General features: G+C 67.3%; 23 protein-coding genes. 8 read left to right on the forward strand and 15 right to left on the reverse strand.

The window, feature by feature from the left end; genetic code table 11:
* Positions 1-4 precede the first annotated feature (4 nt).
* The 8 genes from MJO58_RS13785 to MJO58_RS13820 all read right to left on the reverse strand — a co-directional run bounded on the left by MJO58_RS13785 (position 5) and on the right by MJO58_RS13820 (position 11,662).
* Positions 5-2,110 carry a substrate-binding domain-containing protein gene (locus MJO58_RS13785; RefSeq protein ID WP_239719757.1) on the reverse strand — a complete coding sequence of 702 codons (2,106 nt, stop codon included), beginning with the start codon at positions 2,108-2,110 and terminating at the stop codon, positions 5-7.
* Positions 2,111-2,163: 53 nt separating this feature from the next.
* A complete protein-coding gene (locus MJO58_RS13790; RefSeq protein WP_239719758.1) occupies positions 2,164-4,362 on the reverse strand; it encodes a malate synthase G in 2,199 nt (732 codons plus the stop codon).
* A gap of 245 nt (positions 4,363-4,607) precedes the next feature.
* The gene (locus MJO58_RS13795; protein WP_090602279.1) at positions 4,608-5,690 is read right to left on the reverse strand and encodes a hemolysin family protein; all 1,083 of its coding nucleotides are present in this window, start codon (positions 5,688-5,690) and stop codon (positions 4,608-4,610) included.
* Complete coding sequence (locus MJO58_RS13800) at positions 5,687-7,057, reverse strand: hemolysin family protein (protein ID WP_090602282.1); 1,371 nt, start codon at positions 7,055-7,057, stop codon at positions 5,687-5,689. Before MJO58_RS13800 ends, MJO58_RS13795 begins: the two co-directional genes overlap by 4 nt.
* Positions 7,058-7,251: 194 nt before the next feature.
* Complete coding sequence (locus tag MJO58_RS13805) at positions 7,252-8,688, reverse strand: GuaB1 family IMP dehydrogenase-related protein (RefSeq protein ID WP_239719760.1); 1,437 nt, start codon at positions 8,686-8,688, stop codon at positions 7,252-7,254.
* 27 nt (positions 8,689-8,715) lie between these two features.
* Positions 8,716-10,182, reverse strand: coding sequence for an NADP-dependent phosphogluconate dehydrogenase (gnd, locus tag MJO58_RS13810; RefSeq protein ID WP_090602287.1), 1,467 nt, complete (start codon positions 10,180-10,182; stop codon positions 8,716-8,718).
* 99 nt (positions 10,183-10,281) lie between these two features.
* The gene (locus MJO58_RS13815) at positions 10,282-11,232 is read right to left on the reverse strand and encodes a M56 family metallopeptidase (protein ID WP_239719762.1); all 951 of its coding nucleotides are present in this window, start codon (positions 11,230-11,232) and stop codon (positions 10,282-10,284) included.
* A gap of 37 nt (positions 11,233-11,269) precedes the next feature.
* Entirely contained in the window at positions 11,270-11,662 is a 393-nt protein-coding gene (locus MJO58_RS13820) for a BlaI/MecI/CopY family transcriptional regulator (protein ID WP_090602292.1), read from the reverse strand.
* A gap of 334 nt (positions 11,663-11,996) precedes the next feature.
* Here MJO58_RS13820 and MJO58_RS13825 point away from each other — a divergent pair, with 334 nt between their 5' ends.
* Positions 11,997-12,419, forward strand: a complete 423-nt coding sequence (locus tag MJO58_RS13825; RefSeq protein WP_090602295.1) for a PaaI family thioesterase — start codon at positions 11,997-11,999, stop codon at positions 12,417-12,419.
* A gap of 11 nt (positions 12,420-12,430) precedes the next feature.
* On the opposite strand, the gene MJO58_RS13830 is transcribed toward MJO58_RS13825, so the two are convergent.
* Both MJO58_RS13830 and MJO58_RS13835 read right to left on the reverse strand, forming a co-directional pair.
* Complete coding sequence (locus MJO58_RS13830; protein WP_239719763.1) at positions 12,431-13,819, reverse strand: NAD(P)/FAD-dependent oxidoreductase; 1,389 nt, start codon at positions 13,817-13,819, stop codon at positions 12,431-12,433.
* A gap of 290 nt (positions 13,820-14,109) precedes the next feature.
* On the reverse strand, positions 14,110-14,787 hold the full coding sequence (locus MJO58_RS13835) for an SDR family oxidoreductase (protein WP_239719764.1): 678 nt from the start codon (positions 14,785-14,787) through the stop codon (positions 14,110-14,112).
* Positions 14,788-14,976: 189 nt separating this feature from the next.
* On the opposite strand from MJO58_RS13835, the gene modA reads away from it, so the two are divergent.
* The 7 genes from modA to MJO58_RS13870 all read left to right on the forward strand — a co-directional run bounded on the left by modA (position 14,977) and on the right by MJO58_RS13870 (position 20,724).
* On the forward strand, positions 14,977-15,741 hold the full coding sequence (gene modA / locus MJO58_RS13840; protein WP_239719765.1) for a molybdate ABC transporter substrate-binding protein: 765 nt from the start codon (positions 14,977-14,979) through the stop codon (positions 15,739-15,741).
* Positions 15,742-15,750: 9 nt separating this feature from the next.
* Positions 15,751-16,545, forward strand: a complete 795-nt coding sequence (locus tag MJO58_RS13845) for an ABC transporter permease (RefSeq protein ID WP_239719766.1) — start codon at positions 15,751-15,753, stop codon at positions 16,543-16,545.
* A 3-nt stretch (positions 16,546-16,548) separates the two neighbouring features.
* Positions 16,549-17,673: a sulfate/molybdate ABC transporter ATP-binding protein gene (locus MJO58_RS13850; RefSeq protein ID WP_239719767.1), complete on the forward strand. Its 1,125-nt coding sequence runs from the start codon at positions 16,549-16,551 to the stop codon at positions 17,671-17,673.
* A gap of 98 nt (positions 17,674-17,771) precedes the next feature.
* Complete coding sequence (locus tag MJO58_RS13855) at positions 17,772-18,794, forward strand: alanine and proline-rich secreted protein Apa (protein WP_090602310.1); 1,023 nt, start codon at positions 17,772-17,774, stop codon at positions 18,792-18,794.
* A gap of 76 nt (positions 18,795-18,870) precedes the next feature.
* On the forward strand, positions 18,871-19,170 hold the full coding sequence (locus MJO58_RS13860) for a GlsB/YeaQ/YmgE family stress response membrane protein (protein ID WP_090602313.1): 300 nt from the start codon (positions 18,871-18,873) through the stop codon (positions 19,168-19,170).
* 185 nt (positions 19,171-19,355) lie between these two features.
* Entirely contained in the window at positions 19,356-19,634 is a 279-nt protein-coding gene (locus MJO58_RS13865; RefSeq protein WP_090602316.1) for a GlsB/YeaQ/YmgE family stress response membrane protein, read from the forward strand.
* A gap of 55 nt (positions 19,635-19,689) precedes the next feature.
* Complete coding sequence (locus MJO58_RS13870) at positions 19,690-20,724, forward strand: zinc-binding alcohol dehydrogenase family protein (protein ID WP_239719768.1); 1,035 nt, start codon at positions 19,690-19,692, stop codon at positions 20,722-20,724.
* Position 20,725: 1 nt separating this feature from the next.
* Here MJO58_RS13870 and MJO58_RS13875 read toward each other — a convergent pair whose 3' ends face one another.
* The 5 genes from MJO58_RS13875 to MJO58_RS13895 all read right to left on the reverse strand — a co-directional run bounded on the left by MJO58_RS13875 (position 20,726) and on the right by MJO58_RS13895 (position 26,268).
* Positions 20,726-21,451: a CPBP family intramembrane glutamic endopeptidase gene (locus MJO58_RS13875; RefSeq protein ID WP_239723276.1), complete on the reverse strand. Its 726-nt coding sequence runs from the start codon at positions 21,449-21,451 to the stop codon at positions 20,726-20,728.
* An 81-nt stretch (positions 21,452-21,532) separates the two neighbouring features.
* On the reverse strand, positions 21,533-23,920 hold the full coding sequence (locus MJO58_RS13880) for a phosphoketolase family protein (RefSeq protein WP_239719769.1): 2,388 nt from the start codon (positions 23,918-23,920) through the stop codon (positions 21,533-21,535).
* A 46-nt stretch (positions 23,921-23,966) separates the two neighbouring features.
* Complete coding sequence (locus MJO58_RS13885) at positions 23,967-24,815, reverse strand: SDR family oxidoreductase (RefSeq protein ID WP_239719770.1); 849 nt, start codon at positions 24,813-24,815, stop codon at positions 23,967-23,969.
* Positions 24,816-24,857: 42 nt separating this feature from the next.
* Entirely contained in the window at positions 24,858-25,328 is a 471-nt protein-coding gene (locus MJO58_RS13890; protein ID WP_090602334.1) for a DUF427 domain-containing protein, read from the reverse strand.
* A gap of 31 nt (positions 25,329-25,359) precedes the next feature.
* Positions 25,360-26,268 (reverse strand): undecaprenyl-diphosphate phosphatase, encoded by a 909-nt coding sequence (locus tag MJO58_RS13895; RefSeq protein ID WP_239719771.1) that lies wholly within the window; start codon positions 26,266-26,268, stop codon positions 25,360-25,362.
* Positions 26,269-26,331: the final 63 nt, after the last annotated feature.

Here is a 26,331-nt window from a genome sequence, read left to right on the forward strand (position 1 = left end):
TGCGTCAGCTCAAGAATGTACTGATCGCGTTGGCCAGGTCAGGGGAGGCCGAGGTCGCCATGTTCTGGTAGCTGCCACCGCTGAGCTGGGCGACCGCTTCCCAGGTGGCGCGGTCCGGGTCCGCGCCGAAGTCGATGACGTTGACCGCGATCGGCTTAGCCGGGTCGGCGCTGGTGCGGAAGAAGTTCTGCAGTCCCGGTCCGTCGAGGGATTGGTCGGTATGCGGCCCCGCCGTAATCAGCAGAATCGAATTCGATTGTCCAGCTCGGTAATTGGTCTGCATATCCTGGTAGAGCATGCGCAGCGTGGTGAACGAAACCGCCCCGCCGGCCGAGGAATACTGCTTGTCTAGCGCGGCCGCCAGGGCCGCGGTGCGGGGCTGGCCGTTGACCGGGTCGGACAGCGGGCCCGTCGCGACCTCCGAGCGGCCCTCGTGGCCGTCGAACGTCCACAGTCCCAATATCGCGGTCGGCGGTAGCGCTTTGATCCGGTCCTGCAGCGCCGCAATCACGTTGGCCAGCCGGGTTTTTCCGCCTTCATCGCCGGGCATGGACTGGTCCAGCATGATCGTCGCGGCCAGCCCGCTCGACGGCGCGGCCATCACATCGGCCAGCGTGGCGCGCATGGCGTCGTCGCCCACCGAGAGCGTGGAAGGCAGTGCGGCGAAACTGGTCACCGGACTGCTCGGCGGTTTCACGCCGTTGACCCGGAACCCGGCCTTGGCCAGCTTCGCGAGTTGATCGGGCTTGCGCATGAAGTGGGCGAACTCACTGGCCGCCGAGGTCTGTTCCTTCGACAGCCATGAGCCGCTGAGCAGCACCGTGGGGTAGTCGGCGACCGGCGCCGGTCCCTGCGGCAGCCAGGATGCCAACGTGTTCTTGGCGTCCGACAGCGATTCGCCGCGCTGGAACAGCTGTTGCTCGGTGGTGACCACCGCGTGTACCGCAGCGGTAGCGGGGTCACCCTGCTTCAGCAGTGCGTTCATCGCCTCGGTGAGCGAGTTGTCGGCCAGTTTGGGTTGGCCGCTCGTCAACGAGCGCAGGGCGGCGGTGCCCTGGGTGAGCGGTGCGCCGGGAGGTGCCGACGCCGCCGCCACCGCTTCACCCGCCAAATAGGACGCGTCGCTGTTGCCGCTCGTCGGCAACGCCAGCCGCAGCGATCCCCACGCCGGCAACTTCAAGCCCGCCAACGCGTTTGGATTGGTTTGCAGGCCGGGCAGGGCACCCCAGTTTTGGTTGGACAGCGCCTGCTGCAGTTCGGGCCGAACGGCGAGCAACACCGGCGACGTCACCAGCGAGCGGCTGTCACTGATCGTCTTCTGGCCGGCGGCAGCGGCCAGCCGGGCGGCCGACACCGAGCTGCCCGGGATCCACAGCGCCGGTTGGGAACCCAAATCCGCCGGCCACTTGCCGATGAAACCGGCGATGACGGCGTCGGAGCCGGCCGGTTTGACGTCCACCACCATGCAGTGGTCACCGACCGGGCCGGCCGAGGAGTTGTAACTCTCCGCGAACGGCCGCACCTGGTCGACGATCGACGGATCGACAACGACGGCAACGGATTCCTTGCCTCCCACGCAGCGTGCAGCGGCATTGTGCGAGCGATGCGACAACGCGTCGCCGAAGAAGCTCCACAGAATGACGGTGCCGACCACCACGATCACCGCGACCAGGGCCACGATCACGCCGATGCTGACTCCCCGTCGCCCGCCGGCGCTGCGGTGCCCGCCGCGCCAATCGCCGAGGACGCGGCCCTGCTTTGGCTCCTCCGGCCCGGAACTGGCTGGCCGAGAAGGGAATTCGGGGTATTCGTCGTCGGCGCGGTCGGCGGCATAGTGGTCATCGTCAGCGTCGCCGGCGGGGAAATCCTCGTCGGGATAGGCGTCGCCTTCGTATTTCTCGTCGTCGGCGAAGTGCGTGTCGGCATCCCGCTCATCGCCATCGCCATCGCCATCGCTGTCGTAGTCGACGTCGTCCTCGTCGAGGTCCCGTGGATCCGGCTTGTCCCGTTCCTCTTGGTAGCGAGACACCAGGTCACGGGCGGTGAACTTGGTCGTGGACTCGTCGGAAGGCTCGTCGGACGACTTCCCGGGCATGCTGTGCCTACCCATCGCGGCGCCCGCTGCCTTTGCGTCGAATCGTCATCAGTCCGGGTGAGCCCGAATCAGGCACCGGCGCGGGCTTTGAGCTCACGCCGTCGCCGATGCAGGATCGGCTCGGTGTAGCCGCTGGGCTGCTGTCCGCCGGAAAGGATCAGTTCTTGGGCGGCCAAGAACGCGATGCTGTCGTCGAAGTTGGGCGCCATCGGGTGGTAGGCCGCGTCGCCGGCGTTCTGCTGATCGACCAGCGGGGCCATCCGCTCCAGGCTGGCGCGGACATCTTCGCTGGTGATGATGCCGTGGCGCAGCCAGTTCGCCAGCAGCTGGCTGGAGATCCGCAGCGTGGCGCGGTCCTCCATCAGGGCGACGTTGTGGATGTCGGGCACCTTCGAGCAGCCGACGCCCTCGTCGACCCAGCGCACCACGTAGCCCAGGATGGACTGGCAGTTGTTGTCGACTTCCTCGCGGATCTCCTCGGGTGCCCAAGCCAGTTCCTTGGCCAGCGGAATGGTTAGCAACTCGTCGATCGTCGTGCGCTTCTTGCCCTCGAGTTCCTTTTGCACGGCGAACACGTCCACCTGGTGGTAGTGCATCGCGTGCAGGGTGGCCGCCGTCGGCGACGGCACCCACGCGGTGGTGGCGCCGGCCTTCGGCTGGGCGATCTTCTGCTCGACCATGTCGGCCATCAGCTCGGTCATCGCCCACATGCCCTTGCCGATCTGGGCCTTGCCGGAGAATCCGGCCGCCAGCCCGACGTCGACGTTGGCGTCCTCGTAGGCCTTGATCCAAGTGGTGTTCTTCATCGCACCCTTGCGGATCATCGGACCGGCCTCCATCGAGGTGTGGATCTCGTCGCCGGTGCGGTCCAGGAAACCGGTGTTGATGAACACCACCCGGTCGGCGGCCGCTTTGATGCAGGCCTTGAGGTTGACGGTGGTGCGGCGTTCCTCGTCCATGATGCCGACCTTCATGGTGCCCTGCGGCAGGCCCAGCACGTCCTCGACGCGGCTGAACAGCTCGCAGGTGAACGCCACCTCGGCGGGACCGTGCATCTTCGGCTTGACGATGTAGATCGAACCGGTACGGCTGTTGGTCAGCGGCCCGTTGGCGTCACCGGTCTTGAGGCCGTGGATCGCGGTCAGACCGGTGAACAGCGCATCCATGATGCCCTCGAACACCTCTGTTTCCTCGCCGTTCGCCTCGGTTCTGACGATCGCGTCGTTGGTCATCAGGTGCCCGACGTTGCGGACGAACAGCAGGCTGCGCCCCGGCAGGGTCAGCTCGCCGCCGTCCGGGGTGGCGTAGGTGCGGTCGGCGTTGAGCACGCGAGTGAAGCTCTTGCCGTCCTTGCTGACCTCTTCGGACAGGTCGCCCTTGTTCAACCCCAGCCAGTTGCGGTAGCCGAGCACTTTGTCGTCAGCGTCGACGGCGGCCACCGAGTCCTCGAAGTCCATGATCGTGGTGACGGCGGATTCCAGGACCACGTCCTTGATGCCCGCGGCGTCGGTCTTGCCTATCGCCGACTCGGGGTCGATCAGGATCTCGATGTGCAGCCCGTGGTTGACCAGCAGCACCGACCAGCTGGGCGAGCCGAGCTCGCCGCTGTACCCGACGAATTTCTCCGGCCTGGCCAGCGCCGTAGACTCCGCGCCGAGAGCGACCTTCAGCTGGCCGTCTTCGATGCTCAAGCCCGTGGCGTCCACCCACGAGCCCGACGCCAGCGGCGTCGCCTGGTCGAGGAAGTTGCGGGCGTAGGCGATCACCTTGTCGCCGCGAATCCTGTTGTAGCTGCTACCTTTTTCGGCGCCGTCGCTCTCCGGGATGACGTCGGTGCCGTACAAAGCGTCATACAGGGAGCCCCAGCGGGCGTTGGCCGCGTTCAGCGCGAAGCGCGCGTTGAGGACCGGCACCACCAGCTGTGGGCCCGCGGTCGTGGTGATCTCGTCGTCCACCCCGGACGTGGTGATCGTGAAGTCGTCGGGTTCGGGCTGCAGGTACCCGATGTCGGTGAGGAACTGACGGTAGGCCTCGGCGTCGAGCGGTTCGATGACGCGCTGCCGGTGCCACTTGTCGATCTGGGCCTGCAGCTCGTCGCGGGTCTTCAGCAAACTCTGGTTCTGCGGGGTGAGATCGGTGACCACCTTGTCGACGCCGGCCCAGAAGCTGTCGGGGTCGATGTCGGTGCCGGGCAGGGCCTCGTTGTTTACGAAGTCGTAGAGCACTCGGGCGACGCGCAGATTCCCCGCCGGCACGCGGTCAGTCATTTTTCTCCTCCATAGTTGCCTCATTGGTCCCACTCGACTCCCGACTGGCCCCAACTAGCTACGCCGTCAGCCTACCGGCCCACGGCCCGAACGATCGCCGGCGTCCAACCCGCTATAGCAGGTCACGGTGCGGTTGACGGGCTTCGCCGCGGGCTTCCCGACGGGCCCTGGGGAGCGCCTTCTGGCAACGCGTGTTCCGCCGCCGCACCCTGCCCTTCGCCCCTTCTTGGACTGGCGCCGTTCAATCATACGGGCTGGACGGGCCCCTCTTTGGTGGGCGGCGGTTTCACTGCGCCTCGCGCATGCTGGCCGACCAGATCCTCCATCAGGTCCTCCATCGCCACCATGGCCACGACGCCGCGGCCGTCGGTTACCAGTGCCAGGTGGCTGTTGGTGCGACGCATCCGAGACAGGGCATCGGCCAGCGGCAACGTGATGCTGACCCGCGGCAGCGGGCGCACCAGCGAGAGGTCGATGACCGTCTGGGGGTCGTCGCCGAGCGGCAGCATGTCCTTGATGTGCAGGTACCCGATGAATCTGCCGTCGGCGTCCGCGACGGGGAAGCGGGAGTAGCCGGTCTGCGCCAGGGCGCTTTCGACGTCGCCGACCGTCGGCCCGGACCCCGGCGCCGCCACCGGCACCGCCCGGACCTCGTCGAGCGGGACGGCCACGTCGCCGACCACACGACTGCCGATCTGCAGCGCCCGGGTCAGCCGGGTGTGCTCCTCGGGGTCCAGCAGGCCTTCGGACACCGATTCGGCGATCATCGCGCTCAGCTCATCGGGTGAGACCGTGCTGTCGAGCTCGTCTTTGGGTTCCACCCGCAACAGGTGCAGGATCGCGTTGGCGCATTTGTTGTAGAAGACGATGAACGGCCGGGCGACGCGCACGTACGCCAGGTACGGCGGCACCAGCAGCATCGCGGTGCGCTCCGGGCCGGCCAGCGCGATGTTCTTCGGCACCATCTCGCCCAACAGCACGTGCAGTATCACCACCAACGCGAGCGCGATCACGAACGACAACGTGTGTCGTAACGCCAGGGGAATCCCGGTCAGCTCGAAAGCCGAATGCAACAGGTCGGCGACCGCCGACTCACCGACGCGGCCCAGCAGCAACGAGGCCACCGTGACGCCCAGCTGCGAACCGGCCAGCATCGAGGCCAGCTGCTCACCGGCGCGGATCACGGTTACCGCTCGCTTCTTGCCCTGTTCGGCCAGGGCTTCGAGCCGGTCGCGCCGGGCCGAGATCAACGAGAACTCCGCGCCGACGAAAAAGGCGTTGGTCGCGATCAGCAGGATCGCCAGCAGCACTCCAAGCAAGTCGTTCACCGCTGGCCCTGCTCCGCGTGTGTTTCCCTACGGCTGCTCAGTTCGGTCAGCACGACCTGATCGATCCGGCGGCCGTCCATTTTGATCACGGTCGCCTGCCAGCGAATTTCGCTGTCCAACAAGCCATCTCCGTCGAGCGCGGTCAGCTCGACGGTTTCGCCTACCACCGGGATGTGGCCGAGTTCGCGCAGCACCAGGCCGCCGATCGTTTCGTACGGACCTTCCGGAGCTCGGTAGCCGGTGGCGGCGGCCACCTCGTCGGTGCGCAGCAATCCCGAAACCTGCCAGCCGTTGCCGGCCGCCACGACATCGGGTGTGGCGTCGTCGTGTTCGTCGCGCACGTCGCCGACGATCTCTTCGATCAGGTCCTCGACCGTCACGATCCCCGCGGTGCCGCCGTATTCGTCGACGACCAGCGCGGTCTGCAACGGGTTGGCCCGGATCTCGGCCATCACCGCGTCACCGTCCAGGGTCGACGGCACCACCGGCACCGTCTGCACGAGCGTGGTCAGCAGCGTCGACGCGCGTTCGGCGCGCGGAACATTGAACACCTGCTTGACGTGCACGATGCCCACGGTTTCGTCGAGATCGCCGTCGACGACGGGAAACCGGGAGAACCCGGATTCGGCGGCGGTGGCGATCAGGTCCCGAACGGTGTCGTCGGTTTGCAGCGCCACGATCTTCGACCGCGGCGTCATCAGCTCCTCGGCGGTCCGGGCGCCGAACTGCAGCGACCGCCGGACCAGCGCGGCGGTGGCGGGATCCAGGGCGCCGGCGCGCGCCGAGCTACGCACCAGCGAGAGCAACTCCTGCGGTGAGCGCGCCGACCGCAACTCTTCGGCCGGCTCGATACCCATCTTGCGCACGATCCAGTTCGCCGCGCCGTTGGTCAGCCGGATCACCGGAGTGAACAGCAGCGAGAACATCAGCTGGAAACCGGCGACGGCGCGCCCGGTCGACAGCGGCCGCGCCACGCCCAGATACTTCGGGACCAGCTCGCCGAAGACCATCGACACCGACGTCACGATCACCATCACCATGAACGCGGTGATCCCGTCGGCCAGCCGATCCGACACGCCAAGGGCGTCCAGCCACGGGTGCGGCAGGTCGGCGACCATCGGATCGGTCAGATAACCGGTCACCAGGGTGGTGATCGAGATGCCCAGCTGGGCGCCCGAGAGCTGGAAGGACAACCGGTCCTGGGCGCGCTGTATGTAGCGGTCGCGCCGACCGCCCTTGCGGGCGTTGGCGTCGACGGTGGCGCGGTCCAGGGCGGTCAGCGAGAATTCGGCGGCCACGAAGATCGCGTTGCCGAAGACGAGCAGCGCGATGGCCAGCACGCTGATGAGGGTGACGGTGAGGTTCATCGCGGGCGCGGCGATCGCGATGGCCCAGGAGACGAAAGTCGAGCGGGTTTCCGCTTTGCCCGGATGGCTTGGGTCAGCATGGGGGTTCGACGGGTGCCTGCGGCACGTCATCCCTTTCGCTTGATGGCGCGCAGCGCGCTGCTGCGGGCGTGCAGATCTAGAAATTCATATGGTAGCGAAGACATCTGGCGCGATTACCAGCCCAGTGGCAGTGGGTGCCCCTCGGCGAAGCCCGCGGCCGACTGCACCCCGACGACGGCTTGCTCGTGTAGCTCCGCCAGGTTCGTAGCACCGACATAGGTGCAGGTGCTGCGCAGGCCCGAGGTGATGTGGTCGATCAGGTCCTCGACGCCGCCACGGTCGGGGTCCAGGCTCATCCTCGACCTCGAGATGCCCTCCTCGAACAACGCCTTGCGGGCGCGGTCGAACGCGCTGTCCGCGGCGGTGCGCGCCACCACCGCACGCTTGGACGCCATGCCGTAGCTCTCCTTGTACGGCTGGTCGTCGCGGTCGCGCATCAGGTCGCCGGGCGACTCGTAGGTGCCGGCGAACCACGACCCGATCATGACGTTCGACGCCCCGGCGACCAGTGCCAGCGCGACGTCACGCGGATGCCGTATCCCGCCGTCGGCCCACACATGTCCGCCGAGTTCCCTTGCAGCAGCCGCACATTCGAGCACGGCAGAGAACTGCGGGCGCCCGACACCGGTCATCATCCGGGTGGTGCACATCGCGCCGGGCCCGACGCCGACCTTGACGATGCCGGCCCCCGCGCTCAGCAGGTCACGGGTGCCCTCCGCGGACACGACGTTGCCGGCCGCCAGCGGCAGACCCAGTTCCTGCGATGCCACCGTCTTGATCGCGTCCAGCATCCGTTGTTGATGCCCGTGCGCGGTGTCGATGACGAGCATGTCGACGCCGGCTTCGGCCAGCGAACGGGCTTTGGCGCCCACATCACCGCTGATGCCGACCGCCGCGCCGACACGCAGCCGGCCCACGGCGTCGGTATTGGGTGTATACAGACCGGCACGCACCGCTCCCGTCCGGGTCAGCACGCCGGCGAGCTTGCCGTCCGCGGTGGTGATGACGCCGACCTCGATCGGCGCGTGATCCAGCAGGTCGAAGATCTTGCGCGGCTCGGTGCCCAGCGGGGCGCTGACGAAGTCGGACACGGCGACGTCGCGCACCCGGGCGAAACGATCCACGCCGAAGCAGGACGCCTCGGTGACCAAGCCGATGGGGCGACCCTCGAAGACCACCACCGCGGCGCCGTGCGCCCGCTTGTGAATCAGCGCGAGCGCGTCGGAGACCGAATCGTCGGGGGACAGCACGACCGGGGTGTCGAGCACCAGGTCCCGGCTCTTCACGAACTCCACGGTCCGTTGTACCACCGTGATCGGGAGATCCTGCGGCAAGATCACGATGCCGCCACGCCGCGCGACCGTCTCGGCCATCCGCCGCCCGGCCACCGCCGTCATGTTGGCGACGACCACCGGGATCGTGGTGCCGGAGCCGTCGCTGCTGGACAGGTCGACATCGAACCGCGACGCGATATCGGACCGGTTCGGCACGATGAACACGTCGTTATAGGTCAAGTCGTAGCCGGGCCGGTCGCCGGTCAGAAACTTCATCGCACTCGCCCCCTGGTGTATCTCCCGCTATGCCGGCACTTCGCTGCGGTCGCCACTCCATAGCGTGTGGAAGCGCTTGTCCGGGTCGTCGTCGATACGCCCGTAGGTGTGGGCGCCGAAGAAGTCGCGCAGGCCCTGGGTCAGCGCGGCGGGCAGCCGCTCCGTGCGCAGGGCGTCGTAGTAGGACAGCGCCGAGGCGAAGCCGGGGATCGGAATGCCCAGCTGCGTGGCGGTGACCACGACGCGGCGCCAGCTGTCGATCGATGTCTCGATGGCTTCGCGGAAGTAGGGCGCGACGATCAGCGACGGCAGGTCGGCGTTCTCGTCGAAGGCCTCTTTGATGCGGTTGAGGAATTTGGCCCGGATGATGCAACCGCCGCGCCAGATGGTGGCCATATCGCCGGGGGTGATGTTCCAGTCGTACTCGATGCTGCCGGCCTGGATCTGGTTGAAGCCCTGGGCGTAGGCGATGATCTTCGACGCGTACAGCGCGCGGCGCACATCCTCGGTGAACTGTGCGGCGTCGGATGGCTTTGTGCCGAGATCGCCGGAGGCCAGTCCGGTGGTGGCCTTGCGCTGGGCCACCGAACCCGACAGCGCCCGGGCGAAGACCGCCTCGGCGATACCGGTGACCGGCACGCCGAGGTCAAGCGCGGACTTCACCGTCCAGCGACCGGTACCCTTCTGCTCGGCCTCGTCCAGGATCAGGTCCACCAGCGGCTTGCCGGTCTTCGCATCGGTCTGTTTGAGCACCTCGGCGGTGATCTCGATGAGGTAGCTGTCCAGGTCGCCCTTGTTCCACTCGGCGAAGATGTCCGCGATCTCGGGTGCGGACTTGCCCAGTCCGTCGCGCAGCAGCTGGTAGGCCTCGCCGATCAGCTGCATGTCGGAGTACTCGATGCCGTTGTGCACCATCTTCACGAAGTGCCCGGCGCCATCGGGGCCGATGTGGGTGCAGCACGGCACGCCGTCGACGTGCGCGGAGATCTCCTCGAGCAGCGGCCCGAGCGATTTGTAGGACTCGGCCGGTCCGCCCGGCATGATCGACGGACCATTCAGCGCACCCTCTTCGCCGCCGGAGATGCCGGCGCCGACGAAGTGCAGCCCACGCTCCCGGATCGCCTTTTCGCGGCGGATGGTGTCGGTGTAGAGGGCGTTGCCGCCGTCGATGATGATGTCGCCGTCTTCCATGGCGTCGGCGAGTTCATTGATCACCGCGTCGGTCGGGTCGCCGGCCTTGACCATGATGATCACCCGGCGCGGCTTCTCCAGCGCGTCCAGGAACTCTTCGATGGTCTCCGAGCGCACGAACTTGCCCTCGTCGCCGTGCTCGGCGAGCAGGGCGTCGGTCTTGGCGATCGACCGGTTGTGCAGCGCCACGGTGTAGCCATGGTGGGCGAAGTTGCGGGCGAGATTCGAGCCCATGACCGCCAGCCCGGTGACGCCGATCTGCGCGGTACCAGTCTTCGAATCCTTGGAGTCCGGGCCACTCATGTCTTCGCCTCTCAGTTAGGAGCACTTTTCCTACACGGTTTCCGTCACACTGTGGCACAGCGGAGTTTCGGTCCGCCAAAGGGATTCGCTGTGGCTGCGCTAGAGGTTGAACAGTCGCTTGAGCTCGGTGAGCCAGGGCACCGCGAGTGCGACGGTGGGCACCACCAGAACGGCCGCCGCGGCCAGATAGGCGGCCGCCGACAACAGCACGCTGTTGCCCTGCCCCGCCAACCGGCGGACCCGCACCACGGTGCTGGGACCACCCGCGGCCAACGCACCAATCGGCGCCCGCCCGGCCGCGCAGGCCACCAGTGCGCGGGCCAGGGGAGTGCGCCCGGCGGCGCGCACCGCGGCATCATCGGCGAGCAGCTCGACCAGCAGCTGCACCGCGCCCAGCGCATTGGAACTGCGGACCAGCCGCGGGAATGCGGCATGCACCGCGGTGAACGCTTCCAGAACCAGGTCGTGCCGGGCACGCAGATGCGCCCGCTCATGCGTCAGGATGGCCGAGACTTCGTCGTTGTTGAGCTTGGTCAGTGTTCCTTCGCTGACGACAACCCGGCTGCGGACGCCCGGCAAGCAGTAGGCCAGCGGTTCGGCCACCTCCAACACGCGCAGGTCGCGGGTGCGGGCGCAGGGTTGGGCGAGGGCCGCTTCGTGTCCGACCCCGACGAGATCGACTACCATTCGGTGGTGAGCCCGCCGGCGCCGATTGGCGATGGCGACCCGCAGAACGGCCACCACCAGACGTACACCGACCAGCACAGTCAGCGCGAAGGCGGCGATATAGGCCGTCCACAGCGGCCAACCGAGCCGCCCCGCGGCGCCGACGACGCTGGCGGTGGGCCGACCGTCGGGGCCGGGCATGAGGATGCGGGTGGCAATGGCGATACCGGCGCTGAACGCGGAGAGCACGGCGGCCACTGCGATGGCTTGCCACAGCACCATCGCCGCACGCGGGGCACGCAGTGGCCAGGACGCTCGCGCTAAAAGGGCTGGCGTTGGGCCGATCAGCAGCACCGCGAGGAAGGTAAAGGCCAGCGCGGACACATCACTAGTGTCCCTCAGGGCGCCGGTCTAGCGCCAGCTATGGCGTATTGCGTTGATTTGCTTCCAGTTCAGCGAGCGCACGGCGCAGCGCTTCCGCTTCATCGGCGCCGACGCGCTCGACAAAATGCACCAGCGCGGCTTGCCTGCCGCCGGAGTCCTCGGCCTGCGATAGCGCATCCACCATCAGCCCGGCGACCAGCTCGTCGCGGCCGTGCACGGGTGCATAGCGGTGGGCCCGGTCGTCGCGGATCTGGGAAACCAGGTTCTTCTTCGCCAGCCGCTGCAGCACAGTCATCACCGTGGTGTAGGCGAGGTCGCGCCGCGCCGAAAGGGCTTCATGCACCTGACGGACCGTCTGCGGTTCGGGCGTGGACCATAGGTGGTCCATCACTGCGCGTTCCAGATCCCCCAGCCGTGTCAGCTTGGCCATAGTTCGTTCATCTCCATCAGCGTTGAAACAAGCGTACTCCGGCTTACTACCGGCGGTCGTAAAGACAGCCGGGCTATTCGTCATCCGGCCACGGGTACACGTGCACCCGGTCGGTGTAGTTCACAGCTTACCGCTTGCAAAGTTAGGGCAGCCTTGCCTATACTCAAGGAGATCGAGCGCAACAGACCGTCGGAGTGTCCTGAGGGCTGCAGTGACCCCCGGTCTACTCGATCGGCGAGCCCCGTGCCTTTGCGCACGGGGCTCGCCTGTTCTTTGCCACCACTTCACGACCGACCGTGATCACCGGATTCGGCGATGGTGTAGACAACAGAGCGTGTCAACGTCACCAGACGCGGTGATCCCGCCCGATTTCACCGCACCATTCGATACCGAGTTGGGCCTGCGATTCACCGAGCTCGGCCCGGACGGTGCCCGCGCCCAACTCGAGGTCACACCCAAACTCCTGCAGCCGATGGGCCTGGTCCATGGCGGTGTCTACTGCTCGATGGTGGAGAGCATGGCCAGCGTGTCGGCCTATACGTGGCTTGCCACCCAGGGCGGCGGCGAGGTCGTGGGCGTGAACAACAACACAGACTTCCTGCGTTCGATCGGCTCGGGAACCGTCTATGGCGTCACCGAGCCCATTCACCGGGGCCGGCGCCAGCAGCTGTGGTTGGTCACCATCACTGACGACAACCAGAAAGTCGTCGCCCGCGGACAGGTGCGGCTGCAGAATCTCGAGCCCCGGGAAGGCTGATCGGGCGTCGGCTAACTCGCCCGTCTGGCCGCGGCGGGCCGCTTCGCCTCCGCGGCTAGCACCGCGAGTTGTTCGATGCGGGTGCGGGCGAACGCCTGCTGCTCGGTGATGGTCAGCTGCCCACGCTGGGTGCTGAGGAAGGTCACGGTCCAGGACAGCAGCGTGCTGACCTTGGTCTTGAATCCGACCAGGTAAACCAGGTGCAGCACCAGCCACATCAGCCAAGCGATGAAACCGCTGAACTCCAGCCGCCCAACCTTGGCTACCGCCGAAAAGCGCGACACGGTGGCCATCGAACCCTTGTCGAAATACTGGAAGGGCTCGCGATCGGCCGGGTTGGCGCCCGCGAGTTCGGCTTTGATCGTGCCGGCGACATACTTGGCACCCTGGATCGCGCCCTGCGCGACTCCCGGCACGCCCTCGACCGCGGCCATGTCGCCGATGACGAAGACGTTCGGATACCCGGGGACCGACAGGTCGGGCTGCACCTTGACCCGCCCCGCACGGTCGAGTTCGACCGCCGACTGGTCTGCGAGATCACTGCCCAAACCGCTGGCCTGGACACCCGCGGACCAGACCTTGCAGGCGGACTCGATGCGTCGAATGGTGCCGTCGGAATCCTTGACGGTGATGCCGTTGCGGTCGACGTCGGTGACCATTGCGCCCAGCTGGATCTCGACGCCCATCTTCTCCAGCCGAGCGCGCGCCCGAGTCCCCAGCTTCTCACCGAACGGCGGCAGCACCGCGGGCGCGGCGTCGAGCAGAATCACCCGCGCCCGGGTGGAGTCGATGTGCCGGAACGAACCCTTCAAGGTGTGGGTCGCCAATTCCGCGATCTGCCCGGCCATTTCGACGCCGGTCGGTCCGGCCCCGATGACGGTGAACGTCAAGAGTTTGGCCCGTCGTTCCGGATCGCGAGACCGCTCGGCCTGTTCGAAAGCGCTCAGGATCCGCCCCCGCACCTCCAGTGCGTCATCGATCGACTTCATGCCGGGGGCGAACTCCGCGAACTGGTCGTTGCCGAAGTAGGACTGGCCGGCCCCGGCGGCGACGATCAGGCTGTCATAAGGAGTTTCGTAGGTGTGACCCAGCAAGTCCGATACGACGAACTTGCCGGCGAGATCGATGTGTGTGACGTCCCCGAGCAGCACCTGGACATTGCGCTGCCTGCGCAGGACGACCCTGGTGGGCGGGGCGATGTCGCCTTCGGACACGATGCCGGTCGCCACCTGATACAGCAACGGTTGGAACAGATGATGGGTGGTGCGGGCGATCAATTTGATGTCGACGTCGGCGTGCTTGAGTTTCTTTGCCGCATTGAGTCCGCCGAATCCCGACCCGATGATGACGACCTGATGGCGTCGCTTCGGATCAGCTGTGCCTTCTTGCTGGGGGCTCATTGCTTTGGGTGCTCCTGGTGGGGCTTCGTGTCGCGCGGTGTCAGTTAGCTATAACGCTAGTCACCCGGCCGCCCCGAAACCCAGGTACTAAGCCTGTGTAATCAACCACAATCGATCCGTTGCCGCTGGTCGCCCCAACGTGATTCGCGTCATGTCCGGCACCGAATGCGACCTCGGTTACATACCGAAGGTTACATACCGAAAACTTTGCTCTTATCTTGTTCGGCAACGGTTTCCGGTTGTGCGCATCCCAAAAACCAAGGCGCACAGGGAATCTGGCCCCCGTGTCGTTAGGCGAAACGAGCGAGGGCGCCGTGGCTGACGTGCAGGGTCTGGCCGGTGATGTGGCGGGCCGCCGGGGTCGTCAGGAACAACGCCAACCGCGCGACCTCGTCGGCGACGGAAGGCGGTGTGCGCGAAAGACCTTCGTAGCCGGCCTGGGCGCTGCGCCCGCTCGCCACGGCGTTGACCGTGATCCCGCGAGTGCCGAAAATGCCGGCCTGTCCGGAGATCCAGCTCGACAGCGTCGCTTTGATCGCGGCGTCGACGCTGGCCGCAGGCGGGTTTTCCGGCACGACGCTGATGATTGAGCCACCGGAGCGCAGGTGGTCGCCGACGGCTTGCACCGTCAGCACCGCCGACAGCACGGTCGCCTCGAGCGAACTGCGCCATACGGCGGCGGTGTCGGACAGCGAGTAAGTGCGCGGGTCACCATCGCTCCAGCCGCTGTCGGGAACGTTGACGATGGTGTCCAGGTGATGGGGGAACAACCCGCGAGCCTCTTCGAGGCTGGCCGGGTCGGTGGTGTCGCAGACGATTGCGTCGACGTCGAGCTCTTTGGCGGCGACCTCGAGGTCGCCGCGCCGTGCGCCCACGAGGGTCACCTTGTGACCGCCATCGCGAAATCCCTCGGCTACTGTCCGCCCCAGATCCGTGTCGCCGCCGGTGACCAGCACCTCCACAGCCATCCTCCTCGTGTTCCACGTTGAACCCACCGCGCCCATGCCCTGGGACCTCAGCGCGTATGGCGCCAATCTACGCCGAATGTTACTGGACAGTAGTTCTAAGGGGAAACTAAGGACGCCGCGACGCGCGGACAATTTTCGATAACTCTTTGGTCGTCACTGCTTCAATTCGCCGCGAGCTAGGGTCTGACCATGCGTCGGATCGCGGTCCTGGCCTGGTTGGTATGCACGATCCTCGTCGCGAGCCTGGTCGCCTGCAGCTCGAAACCGTCGTCGTCGCCGTCCGCCTCGATCGTGGTGTTCGCCGCGGCGTCGCTCAAGCCGGCCTTCACCCAGCTCAGTCAGCTGTTCAAGGCCGACAATCCCGGTAGCGGCGCCGAATTCGACTTCGCCGGCTCCTCCGAACTCGCCACCCAGCTCACGCAGGGTGCGAGCGCCGACGTGTTCGCGTCGGCAGACACCGCGCAGATGGACACCGTCGTCAAGGCCGGGCTGCTGGCCGGGAACCCGACAAATTTCGCCGCCAACACGCTGGTCATCGTCACCGCGCCGGGAAACCCGCGCAACATCGGCTCCTTCGCCGATCTGGCCAAGCCGGGCGTCAGCGTGGTGATCTGCCAGAGGCCAGTGCCATGCGGGGCGGCCACCCACCGCATCGAAGACGGCACCGGGGTGCACCTCAACCCGGTCAGCGAGGAATCCAGCGTCACCGATGTCCTCAACAAGGTCACCACCGGGCAGGCCGACGCCGCGCTGGTCTACGTCACGGACGCGAAGAACGCGAAAGACAAAGTCGCGACGGTCAACTTCCCCGAAGCCGCAGGTGCGGTCAATGTCTATCCCATCGGGGTATTGAAAAAGGCGCCGCAACCGGCGAGTGCGCAGAAGTTCGTGACCCTGGTGACGTCTGATGCGGGCCAGAAAATCCTGGCTCAACACGGCTTCGCAAAACCCTGACCCGCAACCGTGCGCCGGCCCACGAACCTGCCCCGCTGGGTGTATGTCCCTGCCGCCGTGGGAGCCGCGTTCGTGGTGTTGCCGCTGCTGGCGATCGCGATCAAGGTCGACTGGCCGAATTTCTGGTCGCTGATCACCAGCGCGTCGTCGAAGACGGCGCTGCTGCTCAGCCTCAAGACCGCGGCCGCGAGCACCGTGCTGTGCGTGCTGTTGGGCGTGCCGATGGCACTGGTGCTGGCCCGCAGCACGGCCCTGCTGGTCCGGCTGCTACGGCCGCTGATTCTGCTCCCGCTGGTGCTGCCGCCGGTGGTAGGCGGTATCGCGTTGCTCTACGCCTTCGGCCGGCTCGGACTGATCGGGCAGTACCTGGAAGCCGCGGGCTTGCGCATCGCTTTCAGTACCACCGCCGTGGTGTTGGCGCAGACCTTCGTCTCGTTGCCGTTTCTGGTGATTTCCCTCGAGGGTGCGGCCCGGACGGCGGGCTCCAACTATGAGGTGGTCGCGGCGACCCTCGGGGCACGCCCCAGCACGGTGTGGTGGCGGGTGACCCTGCCGCTGCTGTTGCCCGGACTGATGTCCGGCGCGGTGCTGGCGTTCGCCCGCGCGTTGGGCGAGTTCGGCGCGACGCTGACCTTCGCGGGTTCGCGCCAAGGGGTCACCCGCACCCTGCCGCTGGAGATCTATCTACAGCGGGTGACCGACGCGAATGCCGCTGTGGCACTGTCGATTCTGCTCGTCGCGGTGGCCGCGCTGGTGGTGTTCGGCCTGGGCGCTCGCCGGCTGACCGGAACAGCGGCGAGGTAGCCGGTGAGCGAGCTGCAGCTGCGCGCGGTCGTCGCCGACCGCCGGTTGGATGTGGAGTTTTCGGTGTCCCCGGGCGAGGTGCTCGCGGTGCTCGGACCCAACGGCGCGGGAAAGTCGACCGCCTTGCACGTCATCGCCGGTCTGGTTCGCCCCGATGAGGGCGTGGTGCGGTTGGGGGATCGGGTGTTGACCGATACCGCCGCCGGGGTCGACGTGGCGACGCACAACCGCCGGGTCGGGCTGCTGCTGCAGGACCCGCTGCTGTTCCCGCACCTGAGCGTGGCCGCCAACGTGGCGTTCGGGCCGCACAGCCGTCGCGGCCTGTTCCGGTCGACTCGGGCCACCGAGAAGCAGACGGCGCTGCGCTGGCTGCGCGAGGTGGATGCCGAGCAGTTCGCCGACCGCAGACCGCGGCAGCTGTCCGGCGGCCAGGCTCAGCGGGTGGCGATCGCGCGGGCGTTGGCCGCCGAACCCGATGTGCTGCTGCTCGACGAACCGCTGAGCGGGCTGGACGTCGGGGCGGCCGCGGCCATCCGCGCGGTGTTGCGGACCGCGGTCACCCGCAGCGGCTGCGCGGTCGTCCTGATCACCCACGACCTGCTCGACGTGTTCACCCTGGCCGATCGGGCGCTGGTGCTCGAGGCCGGCAAGATCTCCGAAGTCGGCCCGGTGTCCGAGGTGCTCACCGCTCCGCGCAGCCATTTCGGCGCACGCATCGCCGGCGTCAACCTGGTCAACGGAACCATCGGGCCCGACGGTGCTCTGCGGACCCGCTCCGGCACCCGCTGGCACGGAACCCCCGCCGGGCAGTTGGACGCCGAACTGACCAACGGGCAGGCCTCGATCGCGGTGTTCGCCCCGACGGCGGTGGCGGTCTACCGGGACCTGCCGCACGGCAGCCCCCGCAACTGCGTCGACGTCACCGTGTCAGCGCTGGACAGTCGTGGACCCGCGGTCGTGGTACGTGGCGAGGAACAGCCCGACGGCGCCCCGGGGCTGGCCGCCGAGATCACCGGCGAGGCCGCCGCCGAGCTGCGGCTGGCTCCCGGAGACCGGGTGTGGTTTTCGGTCAAAGCACTCGAAGTGGCGCTGTATCCGGCGGCACCGCGACGCGCCAACCCCCAGTGAACTGCGCAGACTCACCGAAGGTTGCGCTCCGGCAACATCGCGCGCATCGCCAGCACGGCATCCTTGCGTCACAGCGGTAACACGGTAGGTTCGTCGCCATGGATCAGGTGGACTCACACTCGACACGTCGCAAAGGCCTGTGGGCGACGCTGGCGATCGCCACGGTGACCAGTGCCAGTGCCGTCACCTTCGCGTTGCCGGCCCCGGCACATGCCGATCCCGAGGTCCCGACTCCGGTGCCGGCAACGACCACCGCCCCGGTCCCGGCCGCGGGCGCCCCCGCGCCGACGACCGCGGCACCTGCGCCGGGCGTCCCGGCACCTGCCGGACAGCCGGCAGCCGGCGACCCCAACGCGCCGGTGCCTGCGCCGCCCCCGCCGGTGGACCCCAACGCACCTGCGCCGCCGCCGCCCGTCGACCCCAATGCCGCCCGGATCACCAACGTCGTCGGTGGCTTCAGCTACCTGCTGCCCGGTGGGTGGGCCGAGTCGGACGCCTCGCACCTCGACTACGGCTCGGCGCTGCTCAGCAAGATGGTCGGTCCGCCGCCGCAGCCCGGTCAGCCCGCGCCGGTTGCCAACGACACTCGCATTGTGATGGGCCGCCTGGACCAAAAGCTCTATGCCAGTGCGGAAGCCAATGACGCCAAGGCCGCGGTCCGGCTGGGGTCGGACATGGGTGAGTTCTTCATGCCGTATCCCGGCACCCGGATCAATCAGGAATCCGGCACGCTGACCGGCGCCAACGGGATCACCGGAAGCTCGTCGTTCTACGAGGTCAAGTTCAGTGATCCGAGCAAGCCCAATGGACAGATCTGGACCGGTGTGGTCAGCGCTCCCAACGCAGCCAGCGCCGGGCCGCCCCAGCGCTGGTTTGTGGTGTGGCTCGGTACCGGCAACAACCCGGTAGACAAGGTCGGCGCCAAGGCACTGGCCGAGTCGATCCTGCCGTTCACCGCACCGCCGGCGCCGGGGGCGCCTGGTCCGGCTCCGGGGGCTCCGGTGGCACCGGCTCCGGGAGCCCCCGCACCTGCGCCTGGGCAGGTACCAGGCCAAGCACCCGCGAGCGGGGTCACTCCCACTCCCAGCCCGGCGCCGCAACAAACGTCGTTCAGCGCCTGACCCGTAACCCGGGGTATACCACTACGACGGCCGCGAATCCTAGGCTGAGTTCTGGCAGCGAACTCGAAGGAGACGCATGGATCTCATGGCGGCTACCGAATACCTGGCCCGATCGACCACGACGACAAGCGTCGGCCTGATCGGTTACATCATCATCGGCGGCCTTGCCGGGTGGGCCGCGGGCAAGATCATGAAGGGCTCCGGCTCCGGAATCTTGATGAACATCGTGATCGGCGTCGTCGGTGCACTGGTCGGCGGCTTCTTGCTGAGCTTCTTCGTCGACACCGCGGCCGGCGGTTGGATCTTCACCTTCTTCGCCGCGTTGCTGGGGTCGGTGATTCTGCTCTGGATTGTCGGCTTGGTGCGCAGGAGCTGATCGGCGGGGCCGTCTGTGGCAAATCGAGCGCGGCGCTGACCGGCGACCCGCCGAGCGGTCTGCGAGTCGCAGCATCTAGCCGAATTACGGCATCAGAATGGGTATTTCGCCGAGACGGTTGAGTTGGCTTCGACGGGGTATACGGCCCTACGTCCCGTCTGTCAGTTAAATAGAAGGAGCCGGTCATGATTCTGCATATCATCTGGCTGATCGTCTTAGGCCTGATCGTCGGCTTGGTCGCGCGCCTGCTGGTGCCGGGCAAGCAGCCGATGGGCTGGGTCGCCACCGCACTGCTCGGCATCGTCGGCGCGTACGTCGGCGGCACCCTGGGCAGCATCGTTTTCCCACCGCACCAGTTCGATATCCACCCGCCCATTCAGCACTCATTCCTGGGTGCGCTGGTCGGCGCGGTGATCCTGTTGTTGATCTACAAGTTCGCCACCTCGCGCACGAAGACCCTGTAGGACCAAGGCCTTTGGGCCCATGCGGATCGCCGGCGCGTAGCGGCATGATGGGGTGATGGCCTCAGCGGCGACCACGATGAACGCATGGCGGGTACGTCGGCCCGGCCCGATGGACACCGATCCGCTGGAGCGGGTCACCGCGGAAGTGCCGCGGCCGGCGCCCTCGGAGTTGCTGGTGGCCGTGCGGGCCTGCGGGGTGTGCCGTACCGACCTGCATGTCACCGAGGGTGACCTTCCGGTGCACCGCGAACACGTCACCCCCGGCCACGAAGTCGTGGGCGAGGTCGTTGAGGTCGGATCGGAGGTGGGCGCCGACGCCGGTGCCGAGTTCGCGGTAGGGGACCGGGTCGGCATCGCCTGGTTGCGCCACACCTGCGGTGTGTGCAAATACTGCCGCCGAGGCGACGAGAACCTCTGCCCGGAGTCCCGCTACACCGGCTGGGATGCCGACGGCGGGTACGCCGAATTCGCTACGGTGCCAGCGGCTTTCGCCCACCACCTGCCGCGCGGCTACAGCGACAGCGAGCTCGCACCGCTGTTGTGCGCCGGCATCATCGGATACCGTTCGCTGCTGCGGGCGCAGCTACCGCCAGGTGGCCGGCTGGGCATTTACGGATTCGGCGGCAGCGCGCACATCACCGCCCAGGTCGCGTTGGCCCAGGGCGCCGAACTGCACGTGATGACCCGCGGCGAGCAGGCCCGCGAGCTGGCGCTGTCGCTCGGCGCGGCCTCGGCTCAGGGGGCGGCGGATCGGCCACCGGTGCCGCTGGACGCCGCGATCCTGTTCGCCCCGGTCGGCGAGCTGGTACTGCCCGCCTGCGAGGCGCTGGACCGCGGCGGCACGCTGGCGATCGCCGGAATCCACCTGTCGGATATCCCGGCCCTGAACTATCAGCGTCACCTGTTCCAGGAGCGTCAGATTCGCTCGGTCACGTCGAACACCCGGGCCGACGCGCGCGAGTTTCTCGACTTCGCCGCCCGTCATCGCATCGAGGTGACGACGCCGGAATATCCGCTCGATCAGGCCGCCCGGGCACTGAGCGACTTGGCCGACGGTCGCATCGCCGGGGCGGCGGTGCTGCGGGTGTAGGTCAGGTCGACAGCTGCCAGACCAGGGCCGCCGCCAAGGCGCCCAGCCCGTTCAACGACCAATGCAGCGCGATCGGCGCGATCAGGCTGCCGCTGCGCCGTCGTAACCAGCTGAACACGAAGCCCGCGCTGCCGGTCGCCACCACGGCCAACGTCACGCCGACCACCATGCCGACGAACCCGCCGCCGAACAGTCGGGTGAAGCCGACGTTGTTGCTGGTCAGCCCGAGCGACGTGGCGACGTGCCACAGGCCGAACAGCAACGAGCCGACCAGTGCGACCCCGCGGAATCCCCAGGCTCGGTGCAGCGCGCCGTGCAGCACACCCCGGAAGGCCAGCTCCTCGGGGATGACGGTCTGCAGCGGAATGATGACCATCGAGGCGATCAGCGCGCCCGAGACCGTCGCGTAGTGGTTGTTGAGGAACATCGGGCGCGTCATGGGCAGCAGCACTCCGACGGCGATCACCGACGCCACGACGGCCACCGCGGCCAGCGCGTAGCCCAGCCCGGAGCGCCAGTGCTCCCGGCCGAGGCCCAGGTCGACCCAGTCCAAACCCGTGGCACGCATCAACACCACCAGCCCGACTGCCGCCACCGGCACCGTCGCGACACTCGCCCACGGCGTGGTGAAGTGCGCGATCAGGTTCGTCAGCACCAGCACCACGACCACCACAGCAATGTCGAAGTACAGCCGCAGCCGGTGCAGCGCCGCCAATTGCGACACCATCGGGTGCAGGTCAACGGCGTCGAAGGCCGTGGCGTGCTCGGACATCCCGGCCGAGTTTACCTGCGCGCAGCGACCGGCCGGTCACGACGACTGCTCGGATCCCCACTGCCAGTGCGCGATCTGTGGATCGTCCTCCCCGTGCTCGCGGGTGTAGCGACGGGCGGCCAGGCGCGCGTCTACCATCCGCTGCCGCAGCAGCGCGGCCCGGCCGGCCAACCCTTCGACCCGGTCGATGACGTCAATGACCAGATGGAAGCGGTCGAGGTCGTTGAGCATCACCATGTCGAACGGCGTCGTAGTGGTGCCGCGCTCCTTGAACCCGCGGACATGGAGGTGCGGGTGATTGGTCCGGCGATAGCACAGCCGATGAATCAGCCACGGATAGCCGTGATACGCGAAGATGACCGGCTTGTCCCGGGTGAACAACGCGTCGAATTCCTTGTCCGGCAATCCATGTGGATGTTCGGAGTCCGGCTGTAGGCGCATCAGGTCGACGACGTTGACCATCCGCACCGCCAGGTCGGGCAGCTCGCGGCGCAGGATGTCGGCGGCGGCCAGGGCCTCCTGGGTGGGGATGTCGCCGGCGCACGCCAGCACCACGTCGGGTTCGCCGGTCGCGGTGCTCGCCCAGTCCCAGATCCCCAGGCCGCGGGTGCAGTGTGCGATCGCGTCGTCGATGCCGAGGTAGGACAGGGCGGGTTGCTTGCCGGCGACGATGACGTTGATGTAGTCGCGGCTGCGCAGGCAGTGGTCGGCCACCGACAGCAGTGTGTTGCCGTCCGGCGGCAGGTAGACGCGCACGATCTCGGCCCGCTTATTGGCGACCAGGTCGATGAACCCGGGGTCCTGGTGCGAGGCGCCGTTGTGGTCCTGACGCCACACATGCGAGCTCAACAGGTAGTTCAGCGACGCGATCGGCTGCCGCCACGGCAGTTCGCGGCTGGTAGCCAGCCATTTCGCGTGCTGGTTGAGCATCGAGTCGACGATGTGCACGAAAGCCTCGTAGCAGTTGAACAGCCCGTGCCGTCCGGTGAGTAAATAGCCCTCCAGCCATCCCTGGCACAGGTGCTCGGAGAGCACCTCCATCACCCGGCCGTCGGGCGCGAGGCCCTCGTCGTCGGGTTCGGTCCGCGACATCCACACCTTGTCGGTCGACTCGAACACGGCCGACAGCCGGTTGGACGCGGTTTCGTCGGGCCCCATCAGCCGGAAGCGGTCGGGGTTGTGGGTGATTACGTCGCGCAGGAAGGTCCCCAGCACCCGGGTCGCCTCGTGGGTGGCCGCGGCCGGCTTGTCGACCGGCACCGCGTAGTCCCGAAAATCCGGCAGATCCAGCTCGCGCAGCAACAGGCCGCCGTTCGCGTGCGGGTTGGCGCTCATCCGCCGTTGCCCCTTCGGCGCGAGCGCGCGCAGTTCGGGGCGCAGCACGCCGCGGGAGTCGAACAACTCGTCGGGCCGATAGCTGCGCATCCACTCCTCGAGTTGCGCGCGGTGCGCGGGGTTGTCGTGTGTCTCGGACAGCGGCACTTGGTGGGCGCGCCACGTGCCCTCGACGTGCTTGCCGTCGACCTCCTTGGGCCCGGTCCAACCTTTCGGCGTGCGCAGCACGATCATCGGCCATACCGGTCGATCGGCCTGCTGCCCGCTGCGTGCAGCGCTCTGGATGTCGGCGATGTCGTCGAAAGCGTCGTCGAGGGCGGCGGCCAGCTCGCGGTGCACGGAGGTCGGGTTATCGCCGGCGACCGTGATCGGCCGGTAGCCGTAGCCCCGCAGCAGCGATTCGAGTTCGGCGTGCGGGATGCGGGCCAGCACGGTCGGGTTGGCGATCTTGTAGCCGTTGAGGTGCAGGATCGGCAGCACCGCCCCATCGACGGCAGGGTTGAGGAATTTGTTCGAATGCCAGCCGGCCGCCAGCGGACCCGTCTCGGCTTCACCGTCGCCGATGACGCACGCGACCACCAGGTCGGGGTTGTCGAACGCCGCACCGAACGCATGCACCAGCGCGTAGCCGAGTTCGCCGCCCTCGTGGATCGATCCGGGGGTCTGTGCGGCCACGTGGCTGGGGATACCGCCGGGGAAGGAGAACTGTCGGAACAACCGGCGCAATCCCTCGGTGTCCTCGCGGATGCCGCTGTAGATCTCGGTGTAGGTGCCTTCGAGGTAGGCGTTGGCGACCAGGCCGGGACCGCCATGACCCGGTCCGGTGACGTAGATGACGCTGGCGTCGCGATTGCGGATGATCCGGTTGAGGTGCGCGTAGATGAGGTTGAGCCCGGGCGTGGTGCCCCAATGCCCCAGCAGTCGGGGTTTGACGTGGTCAGCCGCCAGCGGCTCTTTGAGCAAGGGGTTGTCGAGGAGGTAGATCTGCCCGACAGACAGGTAGTTGGCGGCCCGCCAATACTTGTCGATCAGCGTGAGTTCGTCGTCGGAGAGTGCTTCGGGCGCGGTCGTCGGGGTTTGCAGGCTCACTTGGCCGATTGTCCGCGCCGACGATGAAAGTCGCTACGCGAGACGGTCACCCGGCGCCGCGTGCGCGGTCCTCGTAGGCCTTGCGCTTCTCGACGTCGACGTCGTCGGTGAAGACGTGCTCACCACCAAGGAGGCGATTGATGCCCTCCGACAGCCCGCGTGGCAGGAACTTCTGCGAGGCGATGATCGCGCCGGCCAGCCGGGTGACCCGAACCCGCGGCTTCGGGTGGGCTACCAGTTTGACGATCGCGTCGGCGATGTCGGACGGTTCCGCGTTCTTGATGCCCTTGGCTCCCTGGGTTCCGGCGATCAGTTCGGTGTTAACGAATGTGGGATTGACGAGCGAGAGCTGCACACCGGTGCCGCGGTATTCGATCCTGGCCGCGTCGGTGTAGCCGATCACGGCGTGTTTGCTGGCACAGTAGGTGGCCGCGCCGGGGATGTAGGTCTCCCCGGCGAGCGAGGCGACGTTGACGATGTGGCCTTGCTTGCGCGGGATCATGCGTTCCAGGGCCAGCTTCGTGCCCAACATGACGCCGTAGACGTTGATGTCCAGAATGCGCCGGGTGACCGCATCAGACTCCTCGATAATGCGGCCGAGCGGCATGATGCCGGCGTTGTTGACCAGCACGTCGATCGGGCCGAGTTGCCGCTCCACCTCGTCGAGGAATTCCGAAAACGAGTGCGGGTCGGTGACATCGAGCCTGCCGTACACGTCGAGTCCGAGGGCGGCGCCCGACTCCTTGACCCGGACCTCGTCGACGTCGCCGATCGCGACCTTGGCGCCCAGGTTGTGCAAAGCGGTCGCGGTGGCTAGCCCGATTCCCCGTGCGCCGCCGGTGATCACGATGACCTTGTCGCGAATCTTGAGAGCGTGAGCCGCGTTGTCTGCCATCCGGCTAGCACAGCACTCGATGTCGTACGGCGCAATGATCCTTCACCAGCCCGCCGAACCGGGGACACCCTTGAACGGCCCGATGACCCAGCTGGTGATCCAGCCCCCGTAAAAGCCACCGGGCTGCGCGGTGACGACCTCGCCGTTGACGGTGCACCGGTCGACGGCGGCGGCCATCACGGCCAGCGCACCGGCGATTGACTCGAAGCCCGGGGTCGGATTCAGATAACTCCATGCCGCCCTGGGGGCGACGACGTCGCCCCCGACCAGGTCGTAGTAGCTCGCCCGGCCTTTCCATTCGCACCACGAGCTACCGGATGCGGAGCGCACCGCGCCGTCGGCGAACGCGTCACGCGGCAGGTAGTACGTCGGCGGGTGACTGGTCTCGAGGACTCGCCAGGCGTGGCCGGTCGAGGCAATGACGTGGCCGCCCAGCTCAACGGTGATCGAGCCGGTGAATGGCTCGACGCGCGGAGGCCGCGGGTAGTCCCACACTGATTCCTGATCGCTCATCTCAAGACACCTCTTGGGTTCGTACCTTCGCCTACCGCAACGTCAACCAGGCGAGGCTGCCGGCCCCGAACACCGCGCAGTAGATGGCGAACGGGATCAGGGTACGGGTTTCGAAGTAACGGGTGAGGAACCGCACGGCCAGATAGGCGCAGACAAACGAGGCGAGGCTGCCGGCCAGGACCTGGCCGCCTATCCCGGCGCCTATCGGTCCGAACAGATCGGGGATCTTGTAGACGCCGGCGGCCAGGATGATCGGCGTCGCCAGCAAGAAGGAGAAGCGCGCTGCGTCTTCGTGGGACAGGCCGCGCCACAGACCGGCCACGATCGTGATCCCCGACCGGCTGATCCCGGGGAGTAGCGCGAGAATCTGAGCGCTGCCGATCAGGACGCCTTGGCCGAGGGGGACCTGGGCGAGCCGCTTGTCGACGGCCTCCCCGCCGTGCGCGGATTGGTCGCCCGCCGAGGGCTGATCCGCCGCGGCGCGGCGGCGCAGCACTTCGCCGGCGTACAGGGCAATTCCATTGAGCAGCAGGAACGCCGCGGCCGGAATCGGTTTGCCCAGCGTGGTGCGAAACAACTTCTCCAGGAACAGACCCGCGAGGCCCACCGGGATGGTGGCGGCCACGATCAGCCAGGCCAACCGCTCGTTGGCCGTCTGGATTCGACGGTGCCGCAACGAGGAAATGAACCCGGCCAGCACGCGCAGCCAATCACGCCAGAAGAACACCAGCAGCGCGGCGGCGGTGGCGACGTGCAGGCCGACGATGAACGCCAGGTACGGAGACTGCGGTGCGGAGACGTCTAAATCGCGCGCCCACTGGCCACCGACCAGGGCCGGCACCAATATCGAGTGACCGAGGCTGGAGACCGGGAATAGCTCGGTCACGCCCTGCGCCGCGCCGACCAAAAGCGCTTCGACGTAACTCAAGTGCGCACTCACGGACCGATTCCTCCATTCCTCGGCGGACAACAAACTACGCAGCGTAGCCGGTCGGCTGGGCCG

The organism is Mycobacterium lentiflavum, from assembly GCF_022374895.2.
In the GTDB taxonomy this organism is placed as follows: domain Bacteria; phylum Actinomycetota; class Actinomycetes; order Mycobacteriales; family Mycobacteriaceae; genus Mycobacterium; species Mycobacterium lentiflavum.